The organism is Sinomonas terricola (genome assembly GCF_034931225.1).
In the GTDB taxonomy this organism is placed as follows: domain Bacteria; phylum Actinomycetota; class Actinomycetes; order Actinomycetales; family Micrococcaceae; genus Sinomonas; species Sinomonas terricola.
On record NZ_JAYGGQ010000009.1, the window covers coordinates 57,587 to 84,175 of the forward strand.

Sequence of the window (26,589 nt, forward strand, 5' to 3'; positions counted from 1 at the left end):
CGCTCGGGCCTACCCCGTGATGAGGTTCCGCGGGGGCGCCTCGAAGTCCCCGCGGTCGAAGAGCGGCGCGGCCTTCTGCATGTACTGGGCCCACTGCGGACCCGCGATGAAGGCCCCGTCGACGCTGCGATAGTGCCTCCCGTTGACCCACACGTCCCGACCGTTCCGCAGACTCGGATCATTGAGCGCCTCGCCGAAGAAGGACGCCGTCGCGACCCCGCGCGTGTAGCCGACAACCCACGTCTGGCTGTTGTACTGGTTCGTTCCCGTCTTGGCCGCCGCGGGAACGCCCACCTTGATCGGCCCGCCGCCCGCGTCCTTGATGTTGAGACCCGAACCTTTCGTGAGCACGTCCTGGAGCACGTTCGTGACGGCTTTCGCGACCTCGGGCTTCACGGCGTTCTCGGTGCAGCGTGGTTCCTGGCCGCCGATCCGCCTTCCCTGCGAGTCGATGACCTCGCTGATCGACACCGGCTCGCAATACGCCCCGTTCGCCGCGAACGTCGCGAACGCGTTCGCCATTGTCATGGGGGCGACATTCTCGCCGCCGAGCAAGTTGCCGAGCGTCGAGAGGTCGAGCTTCTTGCCCTGGCCTTCGCCCTTGTGGATGCCGAGGGAATCGGCGGCCCGCTGAATGTTGCAGAAGTCGCCGAGTCCGGCAGCCGAGGCGAACGTCGCGGTGTTGATCGACTGGTACACGCCCTCGCGGACGGTCATGCGCCGGTACCACGTGGACTCATCGTTCTGGAGGTCGAGGGACCCCTGGAGGGAACTGTCGTAGAACCCGCTCACGGGGCTGCACGTCGTCTTCCACGGGTAATTGAGGCCGTAGCGCCGCCGCGACGCGTCGACGTACTGGTTCGTAGGCTTTCCCTCACCGAGCCATGCGGCGAGCGTCACGGGCTTCATGGTCGATCCCGGCTGGAAGCCGCCAGCCCCGCTCAGGTCATTGCCATTGGCATCTCGGGCATCCACGTTGAAGTTGTACGCCGTGACGAAGTCGAGGCCCTGGCCTGCGAGCATGCGCGAGTTCTGCGCCATGGCGAGGATCTTGCCCGTCCCCGGCTGGACGGTGACGAGCGAGGCGCCCCACTTGTCCGGGTTGGCGCCGGCGGTTGCATCGACCTGCTCCTGGGCAGGCCCCTGAAGCCGCGGATCGAGGGTGGTCTTGATCGTGAGACCTCCGCGCGAGAGCGTCCGCTCGCGCTCGGCGGCCGTCGCGCCGTACGCCGGGTCGTGGAGGATCTGGTTCACCACGAAGTCGCAGAAGTAGGGCGCCTGCGCCGCGTACGCGCATCCCTGCTTGGGCAGGCTCGGCTTTGTCTCGAGCGGCGACGCGACGGCCTCGTCGTGCTCAAGCCGGTTGATGTGACCGTGTTCGAGCATCGCCGCGAGCACGAGGTTGCGGCGCTTCACCGATGCCTCGGGAGCGTCGATCGGGTCGAAGAACGCAGGGCCGTTGACGAGTCCCGCGAGCGTGGCCGCCTGCGGGAGGCTGAGGTCCTTCGCGTCGACGGAGAAGTAGTACTGGCTCGCGGCCTGGATCCCGTAGGCGTTGCGGTTGAAGAAGACGATATTGAGATAGCCCTCGAGGATCTGCTCCTTCGTGTACTGCTTTTCGAGGGCGATCGCGAGCTTGATCTCGCGGAGCTTGTCCCCGTACCCCTTCTGCTGGCCGTTGACGACGACTTCGTGATGCCGCCCTTGGGCGACGCGGGCATCGTTGAGAACGTTCGTCACGTACTGCTGGGTGATCGTGGACGCACCCTGGCGCCCGCCGCGCAGGTTCGCGACCGAGGCCCTCAGGATGCCTGCGAGATCGACGCCGCCATGCTCGTAGAACCGGTAGTCCTCGACGGCGACGATCGCGTTCTTGACGTTCGGGGACATCTCGTCGAGCCGCACAGGAGTCCGGTTCTCGCTGAACAGGGTCGCGATCTGTGCGCCGTCGGCCGCGACGACTTTCGTGATCTGCCCGGGCGGCGCGACGGTGAGTTCGCTCGGGAGCCGGTCGAGGAGCTGGGCCGTGCCGCCTGCGGCGCCTCCGACCACGGCGGCCGCCGGCACCATGAGTCCCGCGACCAGCACGCCGCACAGGACACTGACGCAGAGGAAAGACAGGATCCTGCCGATGGTGTCCGATACAGAAAACGGCCAGACGACAAACTTCTTGCGCACTGCAACCCCCATTGCACCCGACCGGGCTAAACCGGGCCAGGCTATTCCCCCTTATTGGAAGGGAATACTACCCAAGGACTCCGACATCCGTGGCCAGTCCGCAGGAGCTCGCCTACGCCCCGCCCTCGAGGCGCCTCTTCGTCGCCCCGGTCGCGACAGCCGCCCAGGGGTCTTCCGGCCATGGGTGCTTGGGGTACCTCCCGCGCATCTCGGCCCGCACCTGCGCGTAGGGTCCCGACCAGAACGAAGCGAGATCGTCCGTGACGGCAAGGGGTCGGCCTGCCGGCGAGAGGAGATGGAAGAGGATCCGCACGCGCCCATCGACGATGCTGGGCGTCTCGGCCCAGCCGAAGCACTCCTGGAGCTTGACCGCGACAATCGGCCGCCCGCCGTCGTCCGCGCCGCCCGGCCCAAGGGCCGGGTAGTCGATCCGCACGCGCGAACCGCTCGGAACCTCGAGCCTCTCCGGGGCCAGCTCGTCGAGGCGGGCAGCCTCGGGCCACGGGAGGAGGCGGCGGAGCGGCGCGGCGAGATCGACCGAGCGCACGGAGGCTCCCGCCGCGAGCGCCTCGATCTCGGGGGCGAGCCATTCGTCGAGGCGCGCGAGGAGCGCGGCCTCGGCCATGTCCGGCCAGGGGTCGCCCATTTCCCTGCGCACAAGGGAGAGGCGGCGGCGGAGCGCATCCGCGGCCGCCGACCAGCCGATGACGCCGAGCCCGCTCTCGGCGAGGGCCCGCCTCACCGCCACGCGCCCTTCCGCGGGCGAGGCACGCACGGGTGCGGAGGAGAGCACGATCGCGCCAAGGCGCCGCTCGCGGCGCGCCGCAACGCGTCCATCGACGAATTCCGCCCGGACGTCATCGGTCACAATGTGGCTCGCCGCAAATTCCGCAATGTCTTGGCTGATCGCCACAGCTGCCCGGATCACGGCGCCCGTGCCAGCCGCGTCGCGCCCCTGCGATCGCTCGGCATCGGCGATCGCTAGCCACTCCTGACCCGCGAGCGGGCTGCCCGCCGGCAGCCCCGCGCGGGTTCCGGACGCGAGCAGGTACTGCCCGTCGGCGCCAGGGACGCGGCGCGCGACGGTACGGGGAAACGCGAGGGCGACGACGAGGCCAGCCTTCTCGGCGTCCGTCCTGATCGTCAGGGCCGCGATACTCTCGTCCGCCCGGGCCGCCGCGTACTCCCGGGCGATGCGCTCGAACCGCCGAGCGTCGTCCTCCCACGAACCCACCGACGGCTCGCGGCCCGCCCGCACGGAGGCGAGGAACCTTCCGAGATCGGCCCCGGGTGCACGTGGATCGCGCGCAACAAGCGCAACGGCCTCCGCCGCGGCCCGGGGTCCGATGACGGCCGCGGCGTCGAGCAGTGCGCGGCCGAGTCGCGGGTCCGCGGGGATGCGGGCGAGGACGCGGCCGAGCTCGGTCGCGAGACCGCCGTCCCCGATCGCGCCGATGCCCTCGAGCGTGCGCTCGGCGTCGGCCAGAGCGGACGACGGCGGCCGATCCGGCAGCGCGAGTCCGCGCCCGCCCGGAGCGCCCCAGCACGCGAGGAGGAGGGTCGCCTCCGTGAGGTCGGCGACGGCGATTTCGGGCGTCACCTGAGCCGGTGCCGACGCATAAGCGCGCTCGTCGTAGCAGCGCACTACACGGCCCGGTCCCTGCCGCGCCGCGCGACCAGCCCGCTGCTCGGCGGATGCCCGCGAGCATGACACCGTCACGAGCCCCGACATGCCACGCGCCGCATCCCGCCGCGGCTCGCGCGCCAGCCCCGAATCGACCACGAGGCGCACGCCCGGAACAGTGAGCGACGACTCCGCAAGCGACGTCGAGACAACGATCCGCGGCGACGCCCCGGGCGCCCGCCCCGACACAGCACGGTCCTGCTCGGAGGGCGGAGCCTGCCCGTGGAGCTCGAGGACGTCGACCCCCGTGAGCCTCGCGCGCAGCCGGTCCGCGACGTGGCGCACCTCGCGGGCACCAGGGGCGAAGACGAGCGCGTCGACGTCGCGTCCCGCGGCGAGCGCCGCCGAATGCTCGGCGGCGGCCGTGTCCGCGACGTGGTCGAGGAACGCGCGCGTCACCCCACGTTCGTCGAGCCTCGCAGCGGACGACGGCGCCCACCGCATTTCGAGCGGAAAAAGCGCCGACGGACAGTCGACGACGGCGGCCGGCGCACCGTCGTCGTCGTCCGCGAGGAGGGTCGCAAACCGGGGCGCGTCCACGGTCGCCGACATCGCGACGAGCACGAGGTCGTCCCGGAGCTGCCGCACTTCGGCGAGCATTCCGAGTGCGAGGTCGGTTTCGAGGCCGCGCTCGTGGACCTCGTCGAGGATCACCGCCGCGGCTCCGTCGAGCGCGGGGTCCGCGAGAAGGCGCCGCACAAGGACCCCAGGGGTCACGAATTCGACGACCAGATCCCGCCCGCCTCGGCGTTCGCCGCGCACCGAATACCCGACGCGACTGCCGAGCGGGGTGCCGTCGAGCGCCGCGAGGCGGTGGGCGGCCGCCCGCACGGCGACTCGCCGCGGCTGCGTGACGACGACGCGCTGGGCCCTCCTGCCGTCGTGCCTGGCCCGGCGCGAGGCGAAGTTAGCGACGAGCGGCGGAACCAGCGTCGTCTTGCCCGTGCCAGGCGGGGCCTGCACGACGGCGGTGCCCCGGGCGGCGAGCACGGTCTCGAGCTCGCCGAGGGCGCGAGCGAACACGAGCCCCGCGCCGATGCGTTCGAGGTCGAAGCCGCTCGGCTCGCCCGCGGCGTTGGGGGGCTTCATGGCAAGTGCGAGGCGTCCCCGTCGGCGCGGAGCGGACGCTGAAGGGTCACCACGTCCGGCGCGCCGTCGAACTCGCCGCCCTGCGGATCGTCGAGGCCGCTCCTCCGGATCGGGTCCGTCGATGGACCGTATATGTCCGCAATGACATGTACGCAGAGATATGCCAATACCGCCATATGCACGAGGACGGCCGTCGCATAGTAGGGGGAGTCGATGTTGTTCTGGACCGGCCCGTTGCTCGTCGTGAAGCCGAGATACATCCACACCGCGGTCCAATGCAGCGCCTCGGCGGCCATCCAGACCAGGAAATCCCGCCACCTGGGCCGTGCGAGGGCCAGGAGGGGGATGAGCCACACAACGTACTGAGGCGAGTAGACCTTGCCCGTGAGTGTGAACGCCGCGACGACGAGGAATGCCAGCTGGGCGAGGCGCGGCCGGCGCGGCGCATGCAGGGCGATGAAGGCGATGCCGAGGCAGCACAGGCCGAAGCCCGTGAGGAAGAGGGTATTGGCGCCGGGCGCAGAGATCTTGACCCAATGAAGCCGATCCGCGACGACGTTCCACGCGTAGTAGGCCGAGGAAAAGCCGGGCTCGCGCGAGGCCGAATACTCGAAGAAGAACGACCAGCCGCGAGGGTCGCCGATCATGGCCGGGAGGTCGACGACGATCCAGGCCGCGGCGGCCGACCCCACCGCGAGAAGGGTCTGCCGCCACCGCCCCGTGCGGATCGCGAGGAGCACGAGCACGCCGAGGACGAGCACGGGGTAGAACTTCGTCGCGGTTCCGAGACCGATCGCGATCCCCGCGAGGACGGGGCGCCCGCGGGACAGCGCGAGGATGCCGAGGGAGAGGAACGCGACTGCCCACAGGTCCCAGTTGATGAACCCCGCGAGGATCACGCCCGGGGCGATCGCGAAAAGGGCGGCGTCCCAGGGGCGACGGGGATTCGAGCGGGCAGTCGCAACCACGGCGATCATCCACATGAGCGCGGCGAGGGCGGCGTTGACGTCGAAGTAGGCGGTGGCCCGCGCGTCGCTCGCACCGTGCCCCGGCACGAGGAGCGCCGTGACGCCCGCGATCAACGACGTAATGACCGGATATTCGAAGCGGCTACCCGGCGCGAACAGCGGGAGGACGTCATCAGCGAAGCCGCGCTCTTTGAAGAGCGTCGGGAAGTCGGAATAGCACGTCGCATAGAACTCGGTGGGCGAGCTCCACCCGTTGACCCGGCAGTACCCCTTGATGAGCACGCCGACGATCGCCGCGGCGGCTGCGAGCAGCAGCAGGATGAGCTCGGGCGTCCACATGCCCCGGCGAATGATCCCCGGCGCGGCGTGCGAACCGACCGGCCCGCCCGCGACCTCGGAGAGCGTGCGCACGAGGGGGTCATTGCGGCTCGGCGACATGACGGCGCGCGGCGCGCGTCCGCCGTCGTCCGCGGTCGAGTCCATGCCACCGAGCATACCGGCAGACGTCCCGACGTCGGGCGGCCCTCCACCCGCGGCCAGCAGGCCTACGGCGTCACGCCGAAGCCCGCGAGCCAGGCCTGCACGGGCGCGATGTCGACTCGCTGCAATCCGTCATGCGCGAGGCAGTCCGGCTGCCCGAAGCTCGTCACGGCAACGATCACTCCGCCCGCGAAGACCGGCCCGCCCGAATCGCCCGAGCAGATCCCGCCCGTGTCCCGGCCGGGGTTCACGTTCGCGTGGGTCGTGAGGATCTGCGCCGCGACGCTCTGGACGCGCATGTCCACGGAGCGTCGGATCATCGGGTAGGCCACGGGCACGCGGCGCTGCGGGCCGGAGGCCGGCTGGCCGAGCTCGACGCCGTAGCCGACGGCGGTCACCGTGGTCTTCGGGACGTCCCCCGGCGCGAGCGCGTCGAGCGTCCCCGATGCCGCGAGCGCGTATGTCGGCAGCGAGACGGCCTCGTCGAGCACGACGACCCCGACGTCGTTCCAGTTGGCCTGGTCCGTGAAGTGCGAGTACTGGGGGTCGGTATACGCTGTGCCCGAGATCCGCCCCGCGAGGTCGGCGGCCGAGTACCCGGCCCGGGGATCCGACGCGGCAGGGAGACCCGACGGCGGCTGCTCGGCAATCACGGAATCGAACGTCACGAACGTCTTGCCGAGCACGCCGTCCGTGCAATGGGCCGCCGTGAGCAGCACGGTGGGCGAAACGAGCGACGCGGAGCAGCGGAACCGCCCCTCGGCCGAGTAGAACACGATCATCGCGACGCCCGGGTGAGCGCCGCCGTCGGCCATCCCGCCAGTGCTCGCCTGAGCGGGACCGGCCGCGACCGCGAGCCCGAACACCATGGCCACAGCCGCAAAGACGGCAAGGATACTCTTGCGCATGCTCCCCTTCTCCCCCGCGCACGCCCTGTGCGCCCGAGAAGGGATTCTTCACGAAAAACCGTGGTTGTGGCCAGAGTTACCGAAGCGGCATGGTGAGTGCGATCTCACGGTGTACCGCCTCGCGGTGCGCTTCGATGCGCTCGGCGTCGATGCCGACGGAGAGCACGCGGCGGAGTCGTTGGATCATGGTGGTCACCTCCTCGGGTGATTCGCTGTCAGGGGACGACGGCGGGTGGCCGCCCTGAGGGCTCTGGGCGGCGTTCGGCTCGTCGACGATCGAGTCCGGCGAGGTCTGCGCGAAGCGCGAAGACATGGGTTCTCCTCGGTGCGTGAGTGGTGCAGCCGCGCGAAATGGGCACGGTTGAATAAGGGCATGCAGAATTAAGCAGGAGCCAATTCAGCGAAAGCAGGCCGCAGTCATCGAGGGCATATTTGCGCGTCGAAAAACTGCACGCCGAAAGCCGAAATCAGTGAGACGGAATCCCGGAATGCCGCAGGCGAAGAAGGACCCCGGAACGATGACTTCGGGGTGCGGGCATAGCCCGGCCTACGGTGTCAGTGAGGGCTTCGCGAGGGCCCGAAGGCAGACTTCAGCCTCGCGGTGAGCCAAAAACGGGCAGCAGTCCGCGGACCCCCGCCGCCATCAATGCGGCCCGGCCACGGTTGAGAACCTTGGTTGCCATCATGAGTCCACCCTCCCCCTGCTGCCGATATGTGCTCGTGCTGGGCGCCTGAGCCGCCGACAGGGCGGAAGCCTCAAAGCACAGAGTAAAGCTAACCCACTTCATCAAAGAATTGCAAGCTAAACCGAAAAGAAAATTCGGGAACAGGGACGGGGAATGCCTGAACGGATCCTCAGAGACCCCACGCCTCGACCGCGGGGGTCTTCTTGTCCCACCCCAGACGACAGACTTTCGCCGTTCCGAGGATGAAATGCCGTCCCTCGGCGGGCGCCAGCCCGAGCCAGCGCGCGGTGAGGATCCGGCAGAAGTGACCGTGGGCGACGACGAGCACATTCTCCACCCCGGAGCTCAGGGCGCGCGCCACGATCTGGTCCGCGCGCCCCGCAACCTCGTCGAGCGTCTCGCCGTGGGGGACGCCGTGCGTCCAGATGAGGTAGTCGGGGTTCTCCCTGCGGAGGTCGGCGGAGCGGATGCCCTCGTAGTCGCCGTAGTTCCATTCGACGGCGTTCGGCTCCACGATCGCTTCGGGGAAGCCGGCGAGCGTCGCCGTCGCCCGCGCCCGCTGGAGCGGCGACGTCAGGACAAGTCCGAAGTCGATGGCGCCCAGCGTCGATTTCGCGTCGCGCGCCTGCTGCTCGCCCTCCTCGGTGAGCGGGAGATCCGTGAGCCCCGTGTACTGGCCGCTCCTCGACCACTCAGTCTCGCCGTGCCGCAGGAGCCACAGCTTGGGCAGACCGAATTCCTCGACGCTCACTCGTTCCCCTTCTCGCCTGCCTCGTCCTCCGCCAGACGGGCAGAGCCGGCCCCTTCGGCGGATTCCGGCTGGGCCGCCCACCATTCAAGCAGCTTTGCGCGCGCCTCGCCTTCTGAGGCCGGACCGCTCTCCATGCGCTCGTCGAGAAGGAACCGGTACGCACGGCCGACGACGGGCCCCGGCTTGATCCCGAGGATCTCCATGATCTGCTGGCCGTCGAGGTCCGGCCGGATTGCCGCGAGCTCCTCCTGGGCCGCGAGCTCGGCGATGCGGTTCTCGAGATCGTCGTAGGCGAAGGAGAGGCGATCGGCCTTGCGCTGGTTCCGCGTCGTCACGTCGGAGCGGGTGAGCCGGTGGAGGCGATCAAGCAGCGGCCCCGCGTCGGTCACGTAGCGGCGGACGGCAGAATCCGTCCAGCCCGCATCGCCGTACCCGTAGAAGCGCATGTGCAGTTCGACGAGGCGCGCAACGGCCTTGATCGTGTCATTGTCGAAGCGGAGCTCGCGCATCCGCTTCTTCGTGAGCTTCGCGCCGACCACGTCGTGGTGGCGGAAGGAAACGGCGCCGCCCGGCTCGAAGCGCCGCGTGGCGGGCTTGCCGATGTCATGGAGGAGCGCCGCGAAGCGCAGCACGAAGTCAGGGCCCGGCACAGGCCCGTCGGGTCCCGTCTCGAGGGCCACGGCCTGGTCGAGGACCGTGAGGGAATGCTGGTAGACGTCCTTGTGGCGATGGTGCTCGTCGACCTCGAGCCGCAGGGCACTCACCTCGGGCAGGACGATGTCCGCGATCCCCGTCTCAACCAGGAGGTCGACGCCGACGCGAGGGGACGCACCGTTGACGAGCTTGACGAGCTCGTCGCGGACCCGCTCGGCCGAGACGATCGAGATCCGGCCCGCCATCGCGGCCATCGCCTCGCGGACCTCAGGGTCGACGTCGACCTTGAGCTGGGAGGCGAAGCGCGCCGCGCGCATCATGCGCAGGGGGTCATCGGAGAAGGAGTCCTCGGGCGTTCCCGGGGTCCGGAGGACGCCCGCGTGGAGGTCCTGGACGCCGCCGAACGGATCCACGAGCTCGAGGGAGGGCAGGCGGAGGGCCATCGCGTTCATGCTGAAGTCACGACGCTCGAGGTCTCCGACGAGCGAGCGTCCGAACGCCACGACGGGCTTGCGGGACTCTGGGTCGTACGCCTCGGCCCGATAGGTCGTCACTTCGAGCTGGAAGCCGTCCTTGCGCAGCCCGATAGTGCCGAAGGCGCGGCCTATCTCCCAGTGGGCGTCGGCCCAGCCCTTGATGACGCCGAGCGTTTCGTCGGGGGTCGCGTTGGTCGTGAAGTCGAGGTCCGGCGAGCGTCGGCCGAGGAAGAGGTCGCGCACCGGGCCGCCGACGAGGGAAAGCTCGAAGCCCGCATCGACGAATCGGCGACCAAGCTCGAGCACCACGGGCTCAAGCGTGAATCCAACGGACGGCGACTCGGGCGACGCCATGCGTGCTCCCTGCGTGTCTTCTCGTGCCATAGTCCTTAAAGCTTGGCAGATCCTGCGGCGCACCCCGTGCACGGTCCTGACCGGGACTCTCTTGGTTAGAGTGGACTGCATGGTTATCCCGCTGCCGAGCGATCCTCAGAAGAGGAGGAGTGCGCCGCTGCCGTCCGCCATCGGACCGCACGTCGCGCCGGCCGGGCAGACCTACATCCACTCGCTTCCCACGGTGGAGGAGATTTCGGCGGGCGGCGTCATCGTCGATACGACCGATCCGAACCTTCCCGTGGCGATCATCGCCCGTCTCAATCGCGGGGGCCGCCTTGAGTGGTGCCTCCCCAAGGGCCACCCCGAGGGCAAGGAATCCAACGAGATCGCCGCGGTGCGGGAGATCAGCGAGGAGACCGGAATCGACGGCCGCATCCTCGCGCCGCTCGGCAGCATCGACTACTGGTTCACCGTCACGGGCCACCGGGTGCACAAGACCGTGCATCATTATCTTCTCCAGGCGGTGGGCGGCGAGCTCACGATCGAGAACGATCCCGATCAGGAAGCCGTCGACGTCGCGTGGGTCCCCATCTCGGAGCTTTCGCGGCGGCTCTCGTTCCCCAATGAGCGCCGCATCGCCGATCTGGCCCGGGAAGTGCTCCCCGAGCACCTCCTGAAATGACAGGCCGGTGATGGCAGCAAAGGCCCCCGCCTCCGAGGCACGGTCCAGCGCGATCATGGCCGTCGGCACGCTGCTTTCGCGCGTGCTCGGCTTCCTTCGCCAGCTTCTCCTCGTCTACGCCCTGGGCCTCGGCTCGACGGTCACCGACACGTTCGTCAACGCCAACAACCTGCCGAACCTCATCTTCCTGCTCGTCGCGGGCGGCGTCTTCAATACGGTCCTCGTCCCCCAGATCATCAAGGCGAGCCGCGCCGCGGACCGAGGCGCCGACTACATCAGCCGGCTTCTCACGCTCGGCGTCATCGTCACGTTCGTCCTGACGGCGCTCGTGACGATCGGGGCGCCGATCGTCATGCAGCTCACGACGTCGGGCTACAGCGGAACGCAGCTCGCCCTCGCGACGGTCTTCGCATATTGGTGCCTTCCGCAGATCTTCTTCTACGGCCTGTACGCGCTGCTCACCCAGGTGCTCAACGCCCATGGGGCGTTCGGTCCGGCTATGTGGGCGCCGCTCGTGAACAACATCGTGGCCATCGGCGGCCTCGGGATGTTCATCTGGATCTTCGGCACGAACGACGTCCACCAACACACTCTCGACACGTGGGGGACGCCGCAGACGCTGCTCGTCGCCGGCGCCTCGACCGTCGGCGTCGTCATCCAGACCGCGATGCTCTTCATCCCCGTGGGCCGGCTCGGTCTCGGGCTGCGGCCCAAGTTTGGCTGGCGTGGCGTGGGACTGGGAGCCGCCGCCCGCATCGGCGTCTGGACGCTCGCGACGACGGCGGTCGGCCAGCTCACGTTCCTCTACCTCATGAGGGTCGCGTCGATGCCGGGCGCTGTGCGCGAACAGCTGCGCGAGAACGGCGATCCCTCGTGGCACTTCATTCCCGGCAACACAGTGCTCGAGATGGCGAGCCAGCTCTACCTACTGCCGCATTCGATCATCGCGCTGTCCCTGGCGACCGTCCTCTTCAACCGCATGACGCAGGCGTCGCAGACCGGTGATCGGAGGGGTGTTCGGATAGCGCTTTCCCACGGCCTCCGCACCATGGCCGTCGCGACCGTGTTCAGCGCCCTCGCCCTGTTCGCCCTCGCCGCACCGCTCGGAAGGTTCTTCTCCGGAGGCAGCGCCTCGGACGGCGTCATGCTCGCGCAGACGCTGAGCATCCTCGCGCTGAGCACGCCGTTCCTGAGCGCGAACTTCATGATGTCCCGCGTCTTCTACTCCTACGAGGACGCGAAGACGCCGTTCAAGATCCAGATGTGGCTGGCCGTCCTCAACGTCGTGGGCGCCACCGGGATCCAGTTCCTGCCCGCGCGCTACATCATCTTCGCCATCGCCGCCCTCTACACGGTCGGCAATATCCTCTCGGTCGTGCTGAGCGGCGCCTATCTGAGGCGCAAGCTCGGCCACCTCGACGGCGCGGTCGTGGCCCGCTCCTACATCCGCATGGGCTACGCCGCGTCCGGCGCCGCCCTCGCGGGCGGGCTCGCGGTGTGGCTCCTCGGCGGGCTTTCTCCCGAGGGCTTCATCTGGAGCTCAAGCTTCGCGGCTCTCGTATCGATCGCCGTGATCGGCGTCGCGATGCTCTTCGTGTACCTCGTCCTGCTGCGGATCTTCCGGGTCCACGAGCTCCGGGACCTCCTCCGCCCCCTGCTCGGGCGGCTGGGCGCGCGGACGGGTGCGGCGCCGTCGTCCGCCCCGGAGCGCGCGGCGACGGACGACGGCGGTGCTGCCGCCGGCCAGGTGCGCGAGGCGGACGAGGCCTTCGCACTTCACGGCGGGTTGCCGACCCTCTCGGACGATACCGGGATCATCCCGCGGATCTCGGGGCAGTTCGACCCGGGCGTCTACCGTGCGCGGGAGCCCTCTTCGGGCCCAGGCGCCCTGCCCGGACGGCGGACCTACCAGGGCCGGCCGGGGCGGAATCCCCACTTCCCGCACATCTGACGCGCCCCGACCAAAAAGGGGTGTCAAGCCCCGGTCCGCTAGGATCAAGTCTTAGGAAGAGGCCCGGCTCGTCCGGGCTGGCCGGGCGGATTAGCCAGGGAGGTACCCGTGTCCCAGTCGATCGACGTCGGCACCGTGCTGGGCGGGCGGTATAAAGTCACGTCCTCGATCGTGGCGTCGCACGACGGTGACCTGGTTCTCGACGGAGTGGACCAGATCCTCAACCGTCCCGTGAGCATCCTCGTCTCCGCGCCGGGCAACGCAGAGCAGCTCGCCCAGAGCGCGCGGGAAGTCGCTGTTGGCGAGCGGCACGTCGGCATCCAGGTGCTGGATCTCGGCGTGAGCCATGGGGCAACGTATCTCATCACGAACCATGCCGAGGCCGCCGACCTGCTCGACCTCATCGTCGCCCAGGAGGCTCCCTACGTCGAGCCGTTCTTCACCGACACGCTCGGCAGCGAGATCTTCGGCGAGTCGCGCTCGCGCGAGCCCGAGACGTACAACGGGCTGTACGACCAGGGCCAGCACGATTACATCCAGTACCCGGACGCGGAGGAAGACAAGCCAACTGGCCCACTTCCGCAGAGCAACGGTTCGCTCGGTCCCCGCACGCAGGCTACGCCCCCGCCGGTTTCTCCGGCTGCCGCTCCGCCCCCTCCGGCCGCGCCGCCGCGCTCCGCGGGTGGCCAGGACACCGGGGCCCCTGCCGGCTCGCCGAGCCCTCAGCCCAAGGTCACCCCGTGGCACGAGCCCCCGGTGAGCGGGCCTCAGGGTTCGGGCGCCTCGCCCACCCAAGCCACTCCGGCGGCGCCGGTTCCTACCGAAGCGCCGCGCTATGTCCCCCAGCCGCCCGCCCAGAAGCCCGCGGCCCCCGCCTCGCCGTCGGGCCAGGGCCGCGGAACAACCTTCCCCAACGCCGCACGGCAAGCGGGCTGGACGAACGCCCCGGAGCGTGTCTTCGATCGTGACGACGACCTCGAAGAGGACGACGAATCGACGCGCCCGAAGTCGGTTCCGTGGCTCGTCGGCGGTGTGCTCGCGGTCATCCTTGTCGCCGCACTCATCTTCGCGTTCACGACCCTCGGCGGTCTCTTCCAGCCACAGGCCGGTGGGACCAAGGGAGCCTCGACGAGTGGATCGACGCAGTCTCAGGGGCCCGGCCAGAGCCAGCCGCCCGCACCCGTCACTCCGGTCGTCGATTCGGTGACCCGCCTCAATCCTGGCGAGTTCACTTTCGCGGCCGCATTCGATGCGAAGCTTCCCCTGGCCATTGACGGCAACCCCGCCACGTACTGGTCTGATATGGAGTTCGGCTCCGAGAGCTGGGGCGGGATCGTCAAGAGCGTGGCACTTGCCGTCAAGCTCAAGGAGGTCTCGGACATCAAGCAGGTCGAGCTCGACCAGCTCGGTGGAACCGGCGGCAGCGTGAGCGTCTACACCAACGCGCAGCCGGACCTCTCTGGCGCAACGCTGGCGAGTACCACGTCGTTCAACAGCGAGAAGCTCGTCGTCCCACTGCCCAACACGGTCAAGGCTCAGTACGTGATCATCCAGATCAACGCACTCCCCAAGCTTGCCGCGCCGAAGACGCAGTACCCGTACGGTCTGCGGCTTGCCGAGATCAAGGTCCAGTAGCGCCGTCCAGTGGCGCTCTGAGGGTCGACGGCGTCGCTCGCCTTCTGCGGAAGCCGCCCCGGGATTCCCGGGGCGGCTTTTCTTCATATCGGCTCGGGCAGTGAGCGCCTTTCGGTACCCTTGTAGGGCGACGGCGCGGCGGAATACCAGCGCTCGTCGACACGTTGTGAGCTGTGGACAGCCGAGTCCAGCACGTCAGAAGAAGAGGTTATTCGCCCGTGAGCACTGCCGACAGCAACGCCACCGAGGTCCGCGACGTCATCGTCGTCGGCTCCGGTCCCGCCGGATACACCGCAGCGATCTATACCGCACGAGCCAACCTCAACCCGTTGGTTTTCGCCGGCTCCGTGACCGCTGGTGGCGAGCTCATGAACACGACCGAGGTCGAGAACTTCCCTGGTTTTCCCGAGGGTATTCAGGGACCCGAGCTCATGGACAAGCTGGAGCAGCAGGCCGCCAAGTTCGGTGCTCAGATCGAGTTCGAAGATGTTGAGACGCTCGACCTCGAGGGTGAGGTCAAGCGAGTGGTTCTCGCGAACGGCGAGGAGCACTTCGCGCGCGCCGTCATCATCGCGACCGGCTCGGCTTACCGCGAGCTCGGCCTTCCCAACGAGAAGCGTCTTTCGGGTCACGGCGTGAGCTGGTGCGCGACGTGTGACGGTTTCTTCTTCAAGGACCAGGACATCGCCGTGATCGGCGGTGGCGATTCGGCGATGGAGGAGGCACTGTTCCTTACCAAGTTCGCCCGCTCCGTCACCGTGGTGCACCGTCGCGACTCGCTTCGTGCATCGAAGATCATGGCCGACCGCGCTCTCGCACACGAGAAGATCTCGTTTGCCTGGAACAGCGAAGTGGCCGACGTTCTCGGCGGTGACAAGGTCACCGGTCTTGGTCTCCGCAGCACTGTGGACGGATCCGAGTCGGTGCTCGCGGTCACCGGGATCTTCGTCGCGATCGGCAACGACCCGCGTACCGAGCTCGTCAAGGATGTGCTCGAGCTGACGGCTGCGGGCACGATCGCCGTCGACGGCCGCTCGTCCCGCACGAATGTCCCTGGCGTGTTCGCCGCGGGCGACGTCGTCGATCCCACCTACCGCCAAGCCATCACCGCAGCCGGATCCGGTTGCGTCGCGGCTCTCGATGTCGAGCACTACCTTGCAGACCTCGAGGCACGGACCCTCGCCACTCAGCAGGCCTAATTCACACCACAGATCGGAAGGCAGACATGAGCAACGCCAGAGACGTCACCGACGCCCAGTTCACCGACGAGGTTCTCCTCTCGGAGAAGCCCGTCATCGTTGATTTCTGGGCCGAATGGTGCGGGCCGTGCCGTAAGGTCGGCCCTATCCTCGACGACATCTCGGTCGAATACTCGGACCAGGTCGACGTTGTGAAGGTCAACGTGGACGACAACCCGAACATCGCCGCTGAGTATGGAATCACCTCGATTCCTGCTGTTTACCTTTTCGAGAAGGGCAAGGTGACGGGAACCGTGATCGGTGCCCGCCCGAAGCAGTACTTCGAGAAGGAATGGTCCGAGGTTCTCGCGAAGTAGATCATCCGCTTTCTACGGACATTGAGGGCGCAGCCACTTGGCTGCGCCCTCAATGTTTCACGTGAAACCTAGGCGACTTCGGCTCGGACGGCAACGAGATTCGGCTTTAGCTCCTGCTGCGTGTCGACCGTTGGTGTCAATGGCCCACCAGGAGCCCGTCTAAGCTCTGCACAGTCTTTCCTCAGGACTGAGGCAGCTGAGGCCATCTCTTGCGGCAGAGGGCCTCACAGCCCCGCTGAGCATAGGCGGTGTTCGCGTCACCCAGATTTGTCGCCCGGTAATCCGAACAGATGGACACCTCACCACGCAGCGTCAGTACCCCAACCAGTACCGAGCGGCCAGCTGAAACCCTACTGTCTGACAGATGCCACCTCCATCTCGCATCGGGCCTTAGCGGCGAAGAGACAGGAACTACGGTGCATCACCGCAAGATCGCCAACTGCCAACGAATGCCCGCTCCGAAAGGGCACGCCCGACAACACGACATGGGACTCATCAGGTAGGCGAACGGTGCAATCAGCTCCTAGCGATGACTTCTCCTGAAGCGTCGGGCCTGTCCAGCAATATTCGTCCGCCCCAGCGCGCACCACGGATCGCACTGGTGGCCGCCTACCTCCCAACTCGCCCAATGGCACGCGACGCAATGAGCACCACCACGAACACGCCGCCCCCGGTACAGCCTCAGCCAGCCATTTCATGGGCCCGCATGGACACTACCCACAAGAAGCCCATGCACCGCGCCCACAGCTCCACCGACAACGCCCGGCCATTCCAACACCACCGTCAGCACCGAAGGGTCTCTGCTGGATCCGCCGAGCCTCCCGCATCGGTCATCACCACCTCACGACAATCGGCGAAATGCACCAGTCGTCAGCGTCCCGCGCGAGCTGTCATCACCCCACAGCAATCGGCGAAACACACGAAGGCACAGCCGACCTGGGCCGTCCCACCTGTTTCGCTCCGCTAGTCGCACCCCGCACCGGCACGGCCCGGACCACTCCGTCCCATTGGGGCACCGCGTATATCACCCGCGACCTCAGGTTCGAGGTCGCAGCATATGGATTCAGGCGTCACTTGTCCGCCACACGACACGGGCGGACGTCACGTACACAATCGAGCGACCTGCCGACGGCTTCCTTCGGCGACCGCAGAGCGTTCCCTTTGGACTGTCTCCGGAAGCGCGGAGACCAGGCCTTCCTGAAGCCTCGATGAAGACGCCGACAGAACCTGCCGTCCTCCGCCTATCGATAGCGAGGTGTACCGAATTCCGATATCGCATTTCAAGATTGTGCCGAGCCCGCCTATAAGTGCACGATCGACACGAGATCACCCGTGGCTTCCGCGGCCATTGCTCCCCGTCTCGGGTCCTCACCCCCGACCCTGATATCACCGTTTCAGTGTCAAACCTCCGCGATGCTTTCGTGATAGCGCCGAACAACGGCGAGGAAGACCGAGCATGCACCGGACGCCACCAACCAAGACACGCAAGCGGACACCGCGACCACCGAATCAACCTTTCTCGTCGCCTCGGAGCTCCCAGCCCCCACTGGGCGATGTTTCACGTGAAACAGTAACGGGCACCCCTGCCGCAGCCGAGTTTCAGAATATTGATCATGACACCGCAATATGGGGCCGAGCACCCTTCTCTGGCCCTGCCGGCTCACAGTTCTCACCGCCGACCTCCGCAGTCTGAGTGCCAATTCGCATTGCCTGGCGCTACGTCCGACTGGGCGGTGCCCATATGAGGGGCCTCCTCGCAAGCGGCATCCCGCGCTTGCGCTGAGCGAACGTCTCCAATCCCCCGCATGGGAGCTCGCCTCCACCGCGCAGGAACGCGAGCAGAGCACGACTCATGTCGCCCCCATCCATATCCGATCATTCCTCCCCGGCAGCCAATTCCCCCGAAAGCGCGCCGTCCACAGACGGGGCTCGGTCGCCCTACACACGGATGGTCGCAGGCCTGGGTGATCCGGCCCGGCGCAAAGGTTCTTGATTCACCAGTTCCTCATTGACATTCATGACGGAGAAGGGACACCTTTTGTGACAGTTGTCCACACGGATATCCACAGCACTTATCCACAGCCATAGGAAGATTCATGTGGATAGCGTGACGCCGATCAGCACCCCAATCGCGCGAGGAGTTCGCTCCAACGTGAACCCCATGCTGGTGGAAGCAGTCGACTGTTGTGCGCGTGGCGAACGGTTTGCTGATCAGGCATCGCCGTCGTTGGACAAACGCGCATTTCCAGGGTCGAAATGCTCACTAGGCTGTGACCATGCGACCTGATGGAGGGATCGACATCGCGGAATTCGGACCGCAGTGGCCGGCGATGCGCCGAAGACGACCCACCGGACAAGAGTCCGCACTACGCATACCTAGCATCCAGCGGGCAGTTTATCCACAGACGGCGCGCGGACTCTGGAGAAGGTGAGACCGAGTTATCCACACCGAAATCCACATGCGTTGGCCGAATCACTTTGGCGGGAAGCCGGCCTGCGTGTCTCGGTGCGAGCCCTTGCGCGACGGCAGCTACCCGAATTGGATCCTGCCGGATCAGACCGCGGGCACGCGGTCATTGCTGAGCCTTCGGCTCGATGCCGGCCGCCGCCGATGTTTCACGTGAAACATCGACCCACGGAGGCCGTCCCAAACGACCGCGTTGCCTGACACTGCAACCGTGACATGACAGGCCATGCGGGACGCGCCCGGTGGAGGTCCACACCCTTCCACAACTCCGAACTTCTCACCGGTGGCCGAGGGGACGGCGGTCCGGCGCGAGAGTCCGGAAGCAACGTGGTCGACAGCCCGAGACCCAGGAACTCACGAGACACTGGAACTCCTGCATTCACGCCGCACTCACACCTGCGGCCCTCGCTCGTCATCCCTACGGGCGGCGCCCGTCAACGGGGCCAGTCAATGCCACTCGACTTAACGCCAACCACGGGCCAATCCGGACAGCCGGGGCCGTGCTCAGCCAGCCGGGCCCATCCCAGCCAGCTGGGGCCGAGCCCAGCCGGCCGCCGTACCTCACCGACACTGTTCAAACCGATACCGCGGTGCCCGTCGTAGACGGGCAACCTGCCATCCACGCACCTCACGAGTTCGCTGGATTCACTATCCGCTATCCGCTGCACACAGACGATTGACATCCTTCATCTCCAGCGCCAAGTCATGGGCTCCATCCGGCCTCCAACCACCGCCGTACGGCGATCTCAATCCGAGTGTCGTCGATCCGGACTCACCAAAGCAGTCACCATGGCCAGCTGCAGAATGAGAGAGGGTCGTTCGTGCTCCTGCCACTACTTGGGGCGGTCCGATGCCCTATTGCCGCGAGACGCGACCGCTATTCACGCCTTGCCAGTGCCGCCACACCGCTTCTGCCCAGAACCTAGCTCACTTCACGACCACACCTGTTGTCCGTCCATCGCCTGCATGCGCGCCACCACTGCTCAGCTACCCAGTGCTTGCCCATCACACAGGCCCGACCAAGACTGCTTGAGCTTCACGCAGGTGCGACTACTCCAGCTTGCGCAAGATCCAGACCCCCCACCCGCCTGGCGCCGCGCCGCACAGTTCCGACTGGCGCATCCTTTCGCAGCGCCAAGTCCCATCTCCCTCCTTCTGGTGCACGACCTACGCCTACTGCCTCCAACTTCCGCACCACTGTGTTTGCCAAGCCCCGCCGCACCAAACCGCTGTGTGCAATCCCCCATGTCGCTCACTGTCGCACCTCACTACCCAACCGCTGCTGTGGATAATGGCCGCGGCTGCTTCAGAACAAAATGCGCGGCAGACTTCCAACGATTTTCACGGCACTGTCAGCCTGAACGAGCAACGCCACTTCCCGGCTCAGGGGATTCGCTCGCCCACATCAAGAACACGATGCTCGATCGTCGCATGTTCTTCAAATGCATATGTTGGAACCACTTCTCGACGGCAGCCAATGATTCGGGCCGTCAACGCGAGGCACGTGAACCCACCAGGCGGCAGGCATGGAATGAATGGCGCACTGGGGGCCCGGCTCGGTTCAAAGGTGTAGCACCAAGATGCCGACTAGCTGGAACGTACAAACAGGCGGGAGGGCCGATCGCAAGCCTCACAGAATCCCACCGTGAACAACCGCAGGGCAATCCCGGGTCTCAGCATTGGAACCCGCCCCCATTGGTTGGAAGGTCGTCGAACACCACATCGGTCCGCCCCATGGGTTCCCAGGTGCACCAGAAGCCGTCGCGGTGGTAAGAGAGCTAAAACAAGTAGCGTTTTGGCGCCGAACATCCTTGAGTGGTCACCGGTCATCGGTTCGACGGCAGGTCGTCACCAGTGCAAGCTATCTAGCGGAATTCCACCTCTAGAGAGGTGACGTACAGCTGGGGCTCTCGGAAATGTCGCCAAACGACGACGGCGACGTACGCCCAGCGAGTAGGCAAGCGCTGCGTGCTCGGTTTCACGTGAAACATTGGCGGCGAAACTGTGCGCCCCGCACTTCCGGACCCCAATCAACCATTCCGGCGTAGCAAGGAATACCAACCACTCGGCGCCGCTCAGGGAGCCGAAGTGACAGAGCAATCGCCAGAGACCGGACCTCGATAAACCTAGCCATGCACGACAATGGCCTCGCCCACTAGGACGAGGCCATTGTTCAGTAAGGAGAACGAGAACTACTCAGCCCCGGGATTCAGCACACCCATAATGCGGTTGAGATCCTCGACGCTCGCGAACTCGATGCTCACGCGGCCCTTGCGGGCGCCCAGCGTGATCTTCACATTGGTATCGAGACGATCCGCAAGCGTAGATGCCAAGAAATCGAGACGCTCGTGGCGCGCATTCGGCTTGGGAATGTTGTTTCGTCGAGGCTCGTCCGGCTCCTGGTACAGCGCAACCGCCTCTTCGGTCGCACGGACCGAAAGGCCCTCAGCCACGATGCGCTGCGCCACCCGCTCCATGGCACCCGCATCGGGTAGGGAAAGCAGGGCCCGAGCATGACCCGCCGTCAGGACCCCGGCCGCAACGCGTCGTTGGACAAGAGGGGGAAGCCGAAGGAGGCGAATCGTGTTCGAGATCTGCGGACGCGAACGACCGATCCGATCGGCGAGCTCCTCGTGGGTCGTCCCGAAGTCCTCGAGAAGCTGCTGGTACGCCGCCGCCTCTTCGAGCGGATTGAGCTGACTGCGGTGAAGGTTCTCGAGGAGAGCATCACGCAGGAGGTCGTCATCACTCGTGTCGCGAATGATGGCAGGGATTGTCCCAAGCCCGGCCTGCTGAACCGCGCGCCAACGACGCTCGCCCATGACAAGCTCGTACGTTTCACTACCGGATTCGGTTGATCGACGAACAACGATCGGCTGGAGAATGCCGATCTCGCGCACGGAGTGGACGAGTTCCGCCATCTCGTCCTCATCGAAGACGCTGCGCGGCTGCTTGCGGTTCGGATGGATGTCGTCGACGCGAAGCTCGGCGAACTGCGCGCCGGGGACCTCAACGAGATCAAGCTCATCCTCGCCCGCATCGACAGCCGACGATGCAGACTTGGCCGGCGCACCCTTGCGTCGGGCGGTCGAACCGTTACGGCCGCCCGAGCCCTTCGAAGCAGATGGAGAGGGTTCCGCCGTCGGACGCTCCGAGTCCTCCGCAGCGGCCGCGACATCCGCCGCCGTCGTCCGCCCTTCGCCGGATGGAACGGAGACAGCGCCAGCCACGGTCTCCGAGCCCGTGGGAGGGGTCTCGTCCGCAGGCTCGCGTGTCCCACCCGGTGTGCGCGACTCGGGGAAGAAGAGGTCAACCGGACGCGACGGTGCCGCAGTCCCACCCACGGCAGTGGCGGAACTCGGAATCAGAGCCCCCAGGCCACGGCCCAGGCCTCGGCGCTTCTCGCTCATGCGCGGACTTCCTCCCTCGAACCCTCGTCACCGGAGGGTGTGACCTATGTGTAAGAACTAACGCTCGGCGATTTCGGCCGCGGCTTCCAAATAGGAAAGTGCCCCGGTCGACGACGGGTCATACGTCATGACCGTCTGCTGGTAGCTTGGCGCCTCCGAGATGCGGACGGAACGGGGCACGACTGCCTCGAGAACTTGGTCCGGGAAATGCTCGCGCACTTCGGCGGCAACCTGGGCGGCGAGATTCGTGCGGCCGTCGTACATCGTCAGCAAGATCGTGGAGACGCGCAGATCCCCATTGAGGTGCTTCTGGATCATCCCGATGTTGTTGAGGAGCTGGCTGAGGCCCTCGAGCGCGTAGTACTCGCACTGGATGGGGATGAGCACCTCCGTGGCAGCGCAGAAGGCGTTGACGGTGAGAAGGCCGAGGCTCGGCGGGCAGTCGATGAAGATATAGTCGAGCCGCTCGAGGCCCTGGTCGGCGCGTTCCTTCGCATAGTTGTCGATCGCACGCCGCAGCCGCTGCTCACGGGCAACGAGCGAGACGAGCTCGATTTCGGCGCCGGCGAGGTGGATCGTGGCCGGCGCGCATTCGAGCCGCTCGACATCCGGGCACGGACGCACGACGTCGGCAAGAGCCAGATCATTGATGAGCACGTCGTAGATGCTTTCGACATCCGCGTGGTGCTCGATCCCGAGGGCAGTCGACGCGTTGCCCTGGGGATCGATGTCGATCACGAGGACGTTGAGGCCCGAGGCCGCAAGCGCCGCGGCGATGTTGACCGTGGTCGTGGTCTTCCCGACGCCGCCCTTCTGGTTCGACACCGTGAAGACCCTCGTGGCACTCGGCTTGCGGAGCGCCCGCTGGCTGAGCCGCTCGCGCCGCTTGGTCTCGTTCGCGAGCTGGCTCCCGATGGGACTCGCCTCGTCGATGCTGATTCCTGACGACGAAGCATCGGCGGGACCGCGCAGAGGCTTGGAATCAACCTCAGCCGCTTGAGAGGAGGGAGAAGGTGCGACCGTTGACGAGCGTGCTGGCCCCAGCGATACGAAGGGCGGAATCCGCTGAGCCGATGACTCGTCTCTGCTCACTGTTCACTCACTCCCGGTTCGCGTACGTCTCCTCACTCTAGCCTAGCGGGTAGGCTCTGCCCTTCCCCGGATCAGAGTGCGCCGACGTCGATCCGCACGACCGTCGTCGGCTCCTCGAGAAGCCCTTCCCCCAGCACGCGCACGTGGGGATTGCGGCCGCGATGCTTCTTGATCGCTTTGGCCGCCTTCTCGATTTCCTCGGCGGCGCTGCGGCCCTTGATGGCGACGAGAGTGCCCGAACCGCCCAGGAGCGGCAGTGTGATGGGAATGAGTGTGGCAAGCGCCGAGACCGCACGCGCGGTCACGTAATCGGCGTTGACGAGGTCGACGGCCTGTTCGGCCCGCATGCGGAAGACGCGGACGTTGGTCAGGCCGAGATCGTCAACGACCTCTTCGAGCCAGACAACCCTGCGCTCGAGCGGCTCGATGAGGATGAGCGTGAGATCCGGGCGGGCGAGCGCGAGACACAGGCCCGGGAGGCCGGCTCCACTCCCGACGTCGGCCACGAGGGCTCCGTGCGTGAACTCGGATTCGATCACCGCGCAGTTGAGCACGTGGCGGCTCCAGAGCCGCGGCACCTCGCGCGGTCCGATCAGGCCCCGCTCAAGGCCCGACGTCGCGAGGTGCTCGACGTAGCGTCGCGCAAGCCCGAGCCGCTCACCGAAGAGCTTCTCCGCGGCCGCGAGCTCGGCCCCCGTCAACTCCGGAAGACCGCCGTCGTCCGTTCCCTCGGCGCCCCCCGCGGCGGGAGCCGTTCGTTCCTCCCCCACGTCAGTCGGTCGAGACGACGATGTGGCGCTTGGCGCCTTCGCCTTCGGACTCGCTCGCGTAGCCGAGATCGGCCACGACATCGTGGACGATCTTGCGCTCGTACGAGCTCATCGGCTCGAGATGTACAGCGGCCCCATCGGCCTTGACCTTCGCGACGGCATCCTCGGCGATCGAGTGGAGGTACTTGGTCCGCTCGCCGCGGTAGCCATTGATGTCGAGGACGAGGCGCGAACGCGTGCCGGTCTGCGAGAGCACAGCGAGCCGGGTCAGCTCCTGAAGGGCTTCGAGCACCTCGCCGCCGCTGCCCACGAGGGTCTCAAGGCCTTCGGCGCTCTCGTCGCCGATGACCGAGAGATAGGTCCGGCCGCCGCGCACCTCGATGTCGATGTCGCCATCGATATCCGCGATGTCGAGGAGCTCCTCGAGATAGTCGGCAGCGACGTCGCCCTCTTCTTCAAGGCGGCTCACGGGAGTCTCGTCGGCCTCCTCGTCGGCGCCGCCGTCAGCGGCCGTCTCCTCGGCATCCTCTGCGGCACCGTCTTCGTGGGCGTTCTCCCACTCGAGGCTGTCGTCTGTTCCATTCACTGCGGTGGTCTCGGCGGGGGTCACTTCTTCCTCCGGTTCTTGCGCTGCGGCTGCTGACGCTGGCCCTTGGGTTCAGGGGGTGGCGGGATGTCCTCAGGCTTCATCGCCTTTCCCGTCGTCACGTCGATCGGTGCGAGGCCCCTCGCGGCGCGGCGCTCGTTGAGCGCCTTCGCAGCGGGCGAGCCGGGCGCGGGCATGCGCCGGATCACGTAGAACTGCTGCCCCATCGTCCAGAGGTTGCTGATGGTCCAGTAGATGAGGACGCCGATGGGGAAGTTGATCCCGCCGATGCCGAAGACGAGCGGGAGGATGTAAAGGAGGATCTTCTGCTGGCGCATGAACGGGCTCGCCATCGCGGCCTCGGACATGTTCTTCGCCATGATCTGCTTCTGCGTGATGAACTGCGAGGCGGTCATCGCCACGATCATGAGGATCGAGAGCACCGCGACGACGACGGCGTCCCCGCCGCCGCCGTGCAGAAGCGACGCGGAGAGCGGCGCCCCGAAGATGCTCGAGTTGTGGAACTGGTTGACCTGGTCCGGGGTCAGGGCGCCGATGCCGGGGTTGTTGGCCTGAGCGCCGCTGACGTTGGAAAGCACGCGGAAGAGGCCGAAGAAGAACGGCATCTGGATGATCAGCGGCAGGCAGGCCGAGAACGGGTTGGTGCCGTGCTTCTTGTACAGCGCCATCTGCTCTTGGGCCATGGCCTGCCGCGAAAGCTGGTCCGTCTTGCCCTTGTACTTGGCCTGGAGCTTCTGCAGGTCCGGCTGGAGCAGCTGCATGCCGCGCTGGGCCTTGATCTGCCGGACGAAGACCGGGATGAGGGCGCCGCGGATCACGAGCACGAGGCCGATGATCGAGAAGGTCCACGTCCAGCCGCTTCCAGGCGGCAGGCCGATGAACGAAAACGCCTCGTGGAAGGCCACCATGACGAAGGAGACCAGCCATTCAAAGGGCAGGAGTATTGTCCCCAGAGGGTCCATGTTGTTTCCCTAATCCTCGTGTCTCAAGCTGGCAGGGCCGCCGGTGGCGGGCTCGTCCTTCCAGTAGCGGTCCGGGTGATTGAGCACCACGATCCGCGGCGTGCGGCCGGCAGGCCAGTGCCGATGCCCGTCGGGCACCGGATCCAGACCGCCGGAATTCCAGGGGTGGCAGCGCGCAAGCCGACGCACCGCCAGATACGATCCTCGCACAGCCCCGTGAACTGTGACGGCTTCGAGCGCATATGCGGAGCAGGACGGGAAGAACCGGCAGACCTGCCCGTACAGGGGCGAGACGAGCAGCCGATAGGCCTTGAGCAGCAGGATCAGCACGTTGCGTGGGAGATTCCACACAAGGCGTCCGACGACGGCGACCCAGCCCAGCGGGGCAACTCCCCGCGGGGCGTCACTCACCGCTGCCATTGACTTCCTCCTGTCGCGACCCTGTAGCGAGCTTCCGCACCGCTCCCCGCAGAGCCGAGACGTAGTCGCTTCGAAGGGAGGACCAGTCGGCGGACGCCGCGGCGGGAAGAGCCCGTACGACGATGTCGACGCCCGTCGGCCTCTCCCGGAGCGTCTCCGCACCGGCTTCCCTCAGCCTCCTCTTAACGAGGTTGCGGGTGACGGCGTTCCCCACGGCCTTCGAGACGATGAACCCGAACCGCGACGGCGCGCCGTCGTCGTCCGAAAGAGCCGCATACAACACGACGTTCCGGCGCCCTTGGCGGACGCCGGAACGTACGGTGTGCGAAAAGTCGACGCTAGTGCGCAGCCGGTTGCGGGCGGGAAGCACGGGAGCTCCTTTAAGGCTGCATCACCCGCAGACCGGGGTTAGGCCAGTCTCAGGCCGAAAGCTCTGCGCGGCCCTTGGAGCGACGGGCAGCCAGGATGGCGCGGCCGGCGCGGGTGCGCATGCGAAGGCGGAAGCCGTGCTTCTTGGCACGACGGCGGTTGTTCGGCTGAAAAGTCCGCTTGCTCACGGTGGTCACTCCAGTGGGTTCCGGCGCCTCACCCGGATGGCACGGTTGAGCCAGGCGGACGCGTATATGCGGTGCCTGCCGCCCCGCCGCGCCTCATGCCGGCCGCCGCGCGCCAGCTTTCAGGGCTGAGCCGAGGCGTCCGAGGGCATGCGACAGGACCAGTAGGCAGACACAAAGGACTTAACGACGTTAGGGCAAAGACGGCGCAGCCGTCAAACTCGCACGTCAAACCGAGGGGTCGCCAAAATACGGCAGGAGCCGACTCTCAGTT

The 26,589-nt window shown here is 66.8% G+C and carries 20 protein-coding genes; 5 read left to right on the plus strand and 15 right to left on the minus strand.

Going from position 1 to position 26,589, the window contains the following annotated elements:
- Window positions 1-9: 9 nt before the first annotated feature.
- The 7 genes from SPF06_RS12445 to SPF06_RS12475 form a co-directional block, all read right to left on the minus strand.
- Window positions 10-2,088 carry a transglycosylase domain-containing protein gene (locus tag SPF06_RS12445; protein WP_323279392.1) on the minus strand — a complete coding sequence of 693 codons (2,079 nt, stop codon included), beginning with the start codon at window positions 2,086-2,088 and terminating at the stop codon, window positions 10-12.
- Window positions 2,089-2,290: 202 nt separating this feature from the next.
- On the minus strand, window positions 2,291-4,951 hold the full coding sequence (gene hrpB, locus SPF06_RS12450) for an ATP-dependent helicase HrpB (RefSeq protein ID WP_323279393.1): 2,661 nt from the start codon (window positions 4,949-4,951) through the stop codon (window positions 2,291-2,293).
- Window positions 4,948-6,402, minus strand: a complete 1,455-nt coding sequence (locus SPF06_RS12455; RefSeq protein ID WP_323279394.1) for a glycosyltransferase family 87 protein — start codon at window positions 6,400-6,402, stop codon at window positions 4,948-4,950. Before SPF06_RS12455 ends, hrpB begins: the two co-directional genes overlap by 4 nt.
- Before the next feature lie 62 nt (window positions 6,403-6,464).
- The gene (locus SPF06_RS12460; RefSeq protein ID WP_323279395.1) at window positions 6,465-7,307 is read right to left on the minus strand and encodes a trypsin-like serine protease; all 843 of its coding nucleotides are present in this window, start codon (window positions 7,305-7,307) and stop codon (window positions 6,465-6,467) included.
- Window positions 7,308-7,383: 76 nt separating this feature from the next.
- On the minus strand, window positions 7,384-7,620 hold the full coding sequence (locus SPF06_RS12465; protein WP_323279396.1) for a hypothetical protein: 237 nt from the start codon (window positions 7,618-7,620) through the stop codon (window positions 7,384-7,386).
- A gap of 542 nt (window positions 7,621-8,162) precedes the next feature.
- The gene (locus SPF06_RS12470) at window positions 8,163-8,744 is read right to left on the minus strand and encodes a histidine phosphatase family protein (RefSeq protein ID WP_323279397.1); all 582 of its coding nucleotides are present in this window, start codon (window positions 8,742-8,744) and stop codon (window positions 8,163-8,165) included.
- Entirely contained in the window at window positions 8,741-10,228 is a 1,488-nt protein-coding gene (locus tag SPF06_RS12475; protein WP_323279398.1) for a CCA tRNA nucleotidyltransferase, read from the minus strand. The genes SPF06_RS12470 and SPF06_RS12475 overlap by 4 nt, the downstream gene beginning before the upstream one ends.
- 157 nt (window positions 10,229-10,385) lie before the next feature.
- Here SPF06_RS12475 and SPF06_RS12480 point away from each other — a divergent pair, with 157 nt between their 5' ends.
- The 5 genes from SPF06_RS12480 to trxA all read left to right on the plus strand — a co-directional run bounded on the left by SPF06_RS12480 (window position 10,386) and on the right by trxA (window position 16,033).
- On the plus strand, window positions 10,386-10,892 hold the full coding sequence (locus tag SPF06_RS12480) for an NUDIX hydrolase (RefSeq protein ID WP_428985762.1): 507 nt from the start codon (window positions 10,386-10,388) through the stop codon (window positions 10,890-10,892).
- Window positions 10,893-10,902: 10 nt separating this feature from the next.
- Entirely contained in the window at window positions 10,903-12,843 is a 1,941-nt protein-coding gene (murJ, locus tag SPF06_RS12485) for a murein biosynthesis integral membrane protein MurJ (protein WP_323279400.1), read from the plus strand.
- A gap of 108 nt (window positions 12,844-12,951) precedes the next feature.
- Window positions 12,952-14,478 (plus strand): ABC transporter substrate-binding protein, encoded by a 1,527-nt coding sequence (locus SPF06_RS12490; protein WP_323279401.1) that lies wholly within the window; start codon window positions 12,952-12,954, stop codon window positions 14,476-14,478.
- Between the two features lie 218 nt (window positions 14,479-14,696).
- The gene (gene trxB / locus SPF06_RS12495; protein ID WP_323279402.1) at window positions 14,697-15,677 is read left to right on the plus strand and encodes a thioredoxin-disulfide reductase; all 981 of its coding nucleotides are present in this window, start codon (window positions 14,697-14,699) and stop codon (window positions 15,675-15,677) included.
- 26 nt (window positions 15,678-15,703) lie between these two features.
- On the plus strand, window positions 15,704-16,033 hold the full coding sequence (gene trxA, locus SPF06_RS12500; protein ID WP_323279403.1) for a thioredoxin: 330 nt from the start codon (window positions 15,704-15,706) through the stop codon (window positions 16,031-16,033).
- Window positions 16,034-20,692: 4,659 nt separating this feature from the next.
- Here trxA and SPF06_RS12505 read toward each other — a convergent pair.
- The 8 genes from SPF06_RS12505 to rpmH all read right to left on the minus strand — a co-directional run bounded on the left by SPF06_RS12505 (window position 20,693) and on the right by rpmH (window position 26,318).
- On the minus strand, window positions 20,693-21,910 hold the full coding sequence (locus SPF06_RS12505) for a ParB/RepB/Spo0J family partition protein (protein WP_323279404.1): 1,218 nt from the start codon (window positions 21,908-21,910) through the stop codon (window positions 20,693-20,695).
- A 57-nt stretch (window positions 21,911-21,967) separates the two neighbouring features.
- Entirely contained in the window at window positions 21,968-22,882 is a 915-nt protein-coding gene (locus tag SPF06_RS12510; RefSeq protein ID WP_428985763.1) for a ParA family protein, read from the minus strand.
- Between the two features lie 191 nt (window positions 22,883-23,073).
- Window positions 23,074-23,772, minus strand: coding sequence for a 16S rRNA (guanine(527)-N(7))-methyltransferase RsmG (gene rsmG / locus SPF06_RS12515; protein WP_428985759.1), 699 nt, complete (start codon window positions 23,770-23,772; stop codon window positions 23,074-23,076).
- Window position 23,773: 1 nt separating this feature from the next.
- A complete protein-coding gene (locus SPF06_RS12520; RefSeq protein ID WP_428985764.1) occupies window positions 23,774-24,358 on the minus strand; it encodes a Jag family protein in 585 nt (194 codons plus the stop codon).
- Between the two features lie 20 nt (window positions 24,359-24,378).
- Window positions 24,379-25,341: a membrane protein insertase YidC gene (gene yidC / locus SPF06_RS12525; RefSeq protein WP_323279407.1), complete on the minus strand. Its 963-nt coding sequence runs from the start codon at window positions 25,339-25,341 to the stop codon at window positions 24,379-24,381.
- Between the two features lie 9 nt (window positions 25,342-25,350).
- Window positions 25,351-25,761, minus strand: a complete 411-nt coding sequence (gene yidD / locus SPF06_RS12530; RefSeq protein ID WP_323279408.1) for a membrane protein insertion efficiency factor YidD — start codon at window positions 25,759-25,761, stop codon at window positions 25,351-25,353.
- A complete protein-coding gene (gene rnpA, locus SPF06_RS12535) occupies window positions 25,745-26,131 on the minus strand; it encodes a ribonuclease P protein component (RefSeq protein WP_323279409.1) in 387 nt (128 codons plus the stop codon). Before rnpA ends, yidD begins: the two co-directional genes overlap by 17 nt.
- Before the next feature lie 49 nt (window positions 26,132-26,180).
- Complete coding sequence (rpmH, locus tag SPF06_RS12540; RefSeq protein WP_084249685.1) at window positions 26,181-26,318, minus strand: 50S ribosomal protein L34; 138 nt, start codon at window positions 26,316-26,318, stop codon at window positions 26,181-26,183.
- Window positions 26,319-26,589 lie beyond the last annotated feature (271 nt).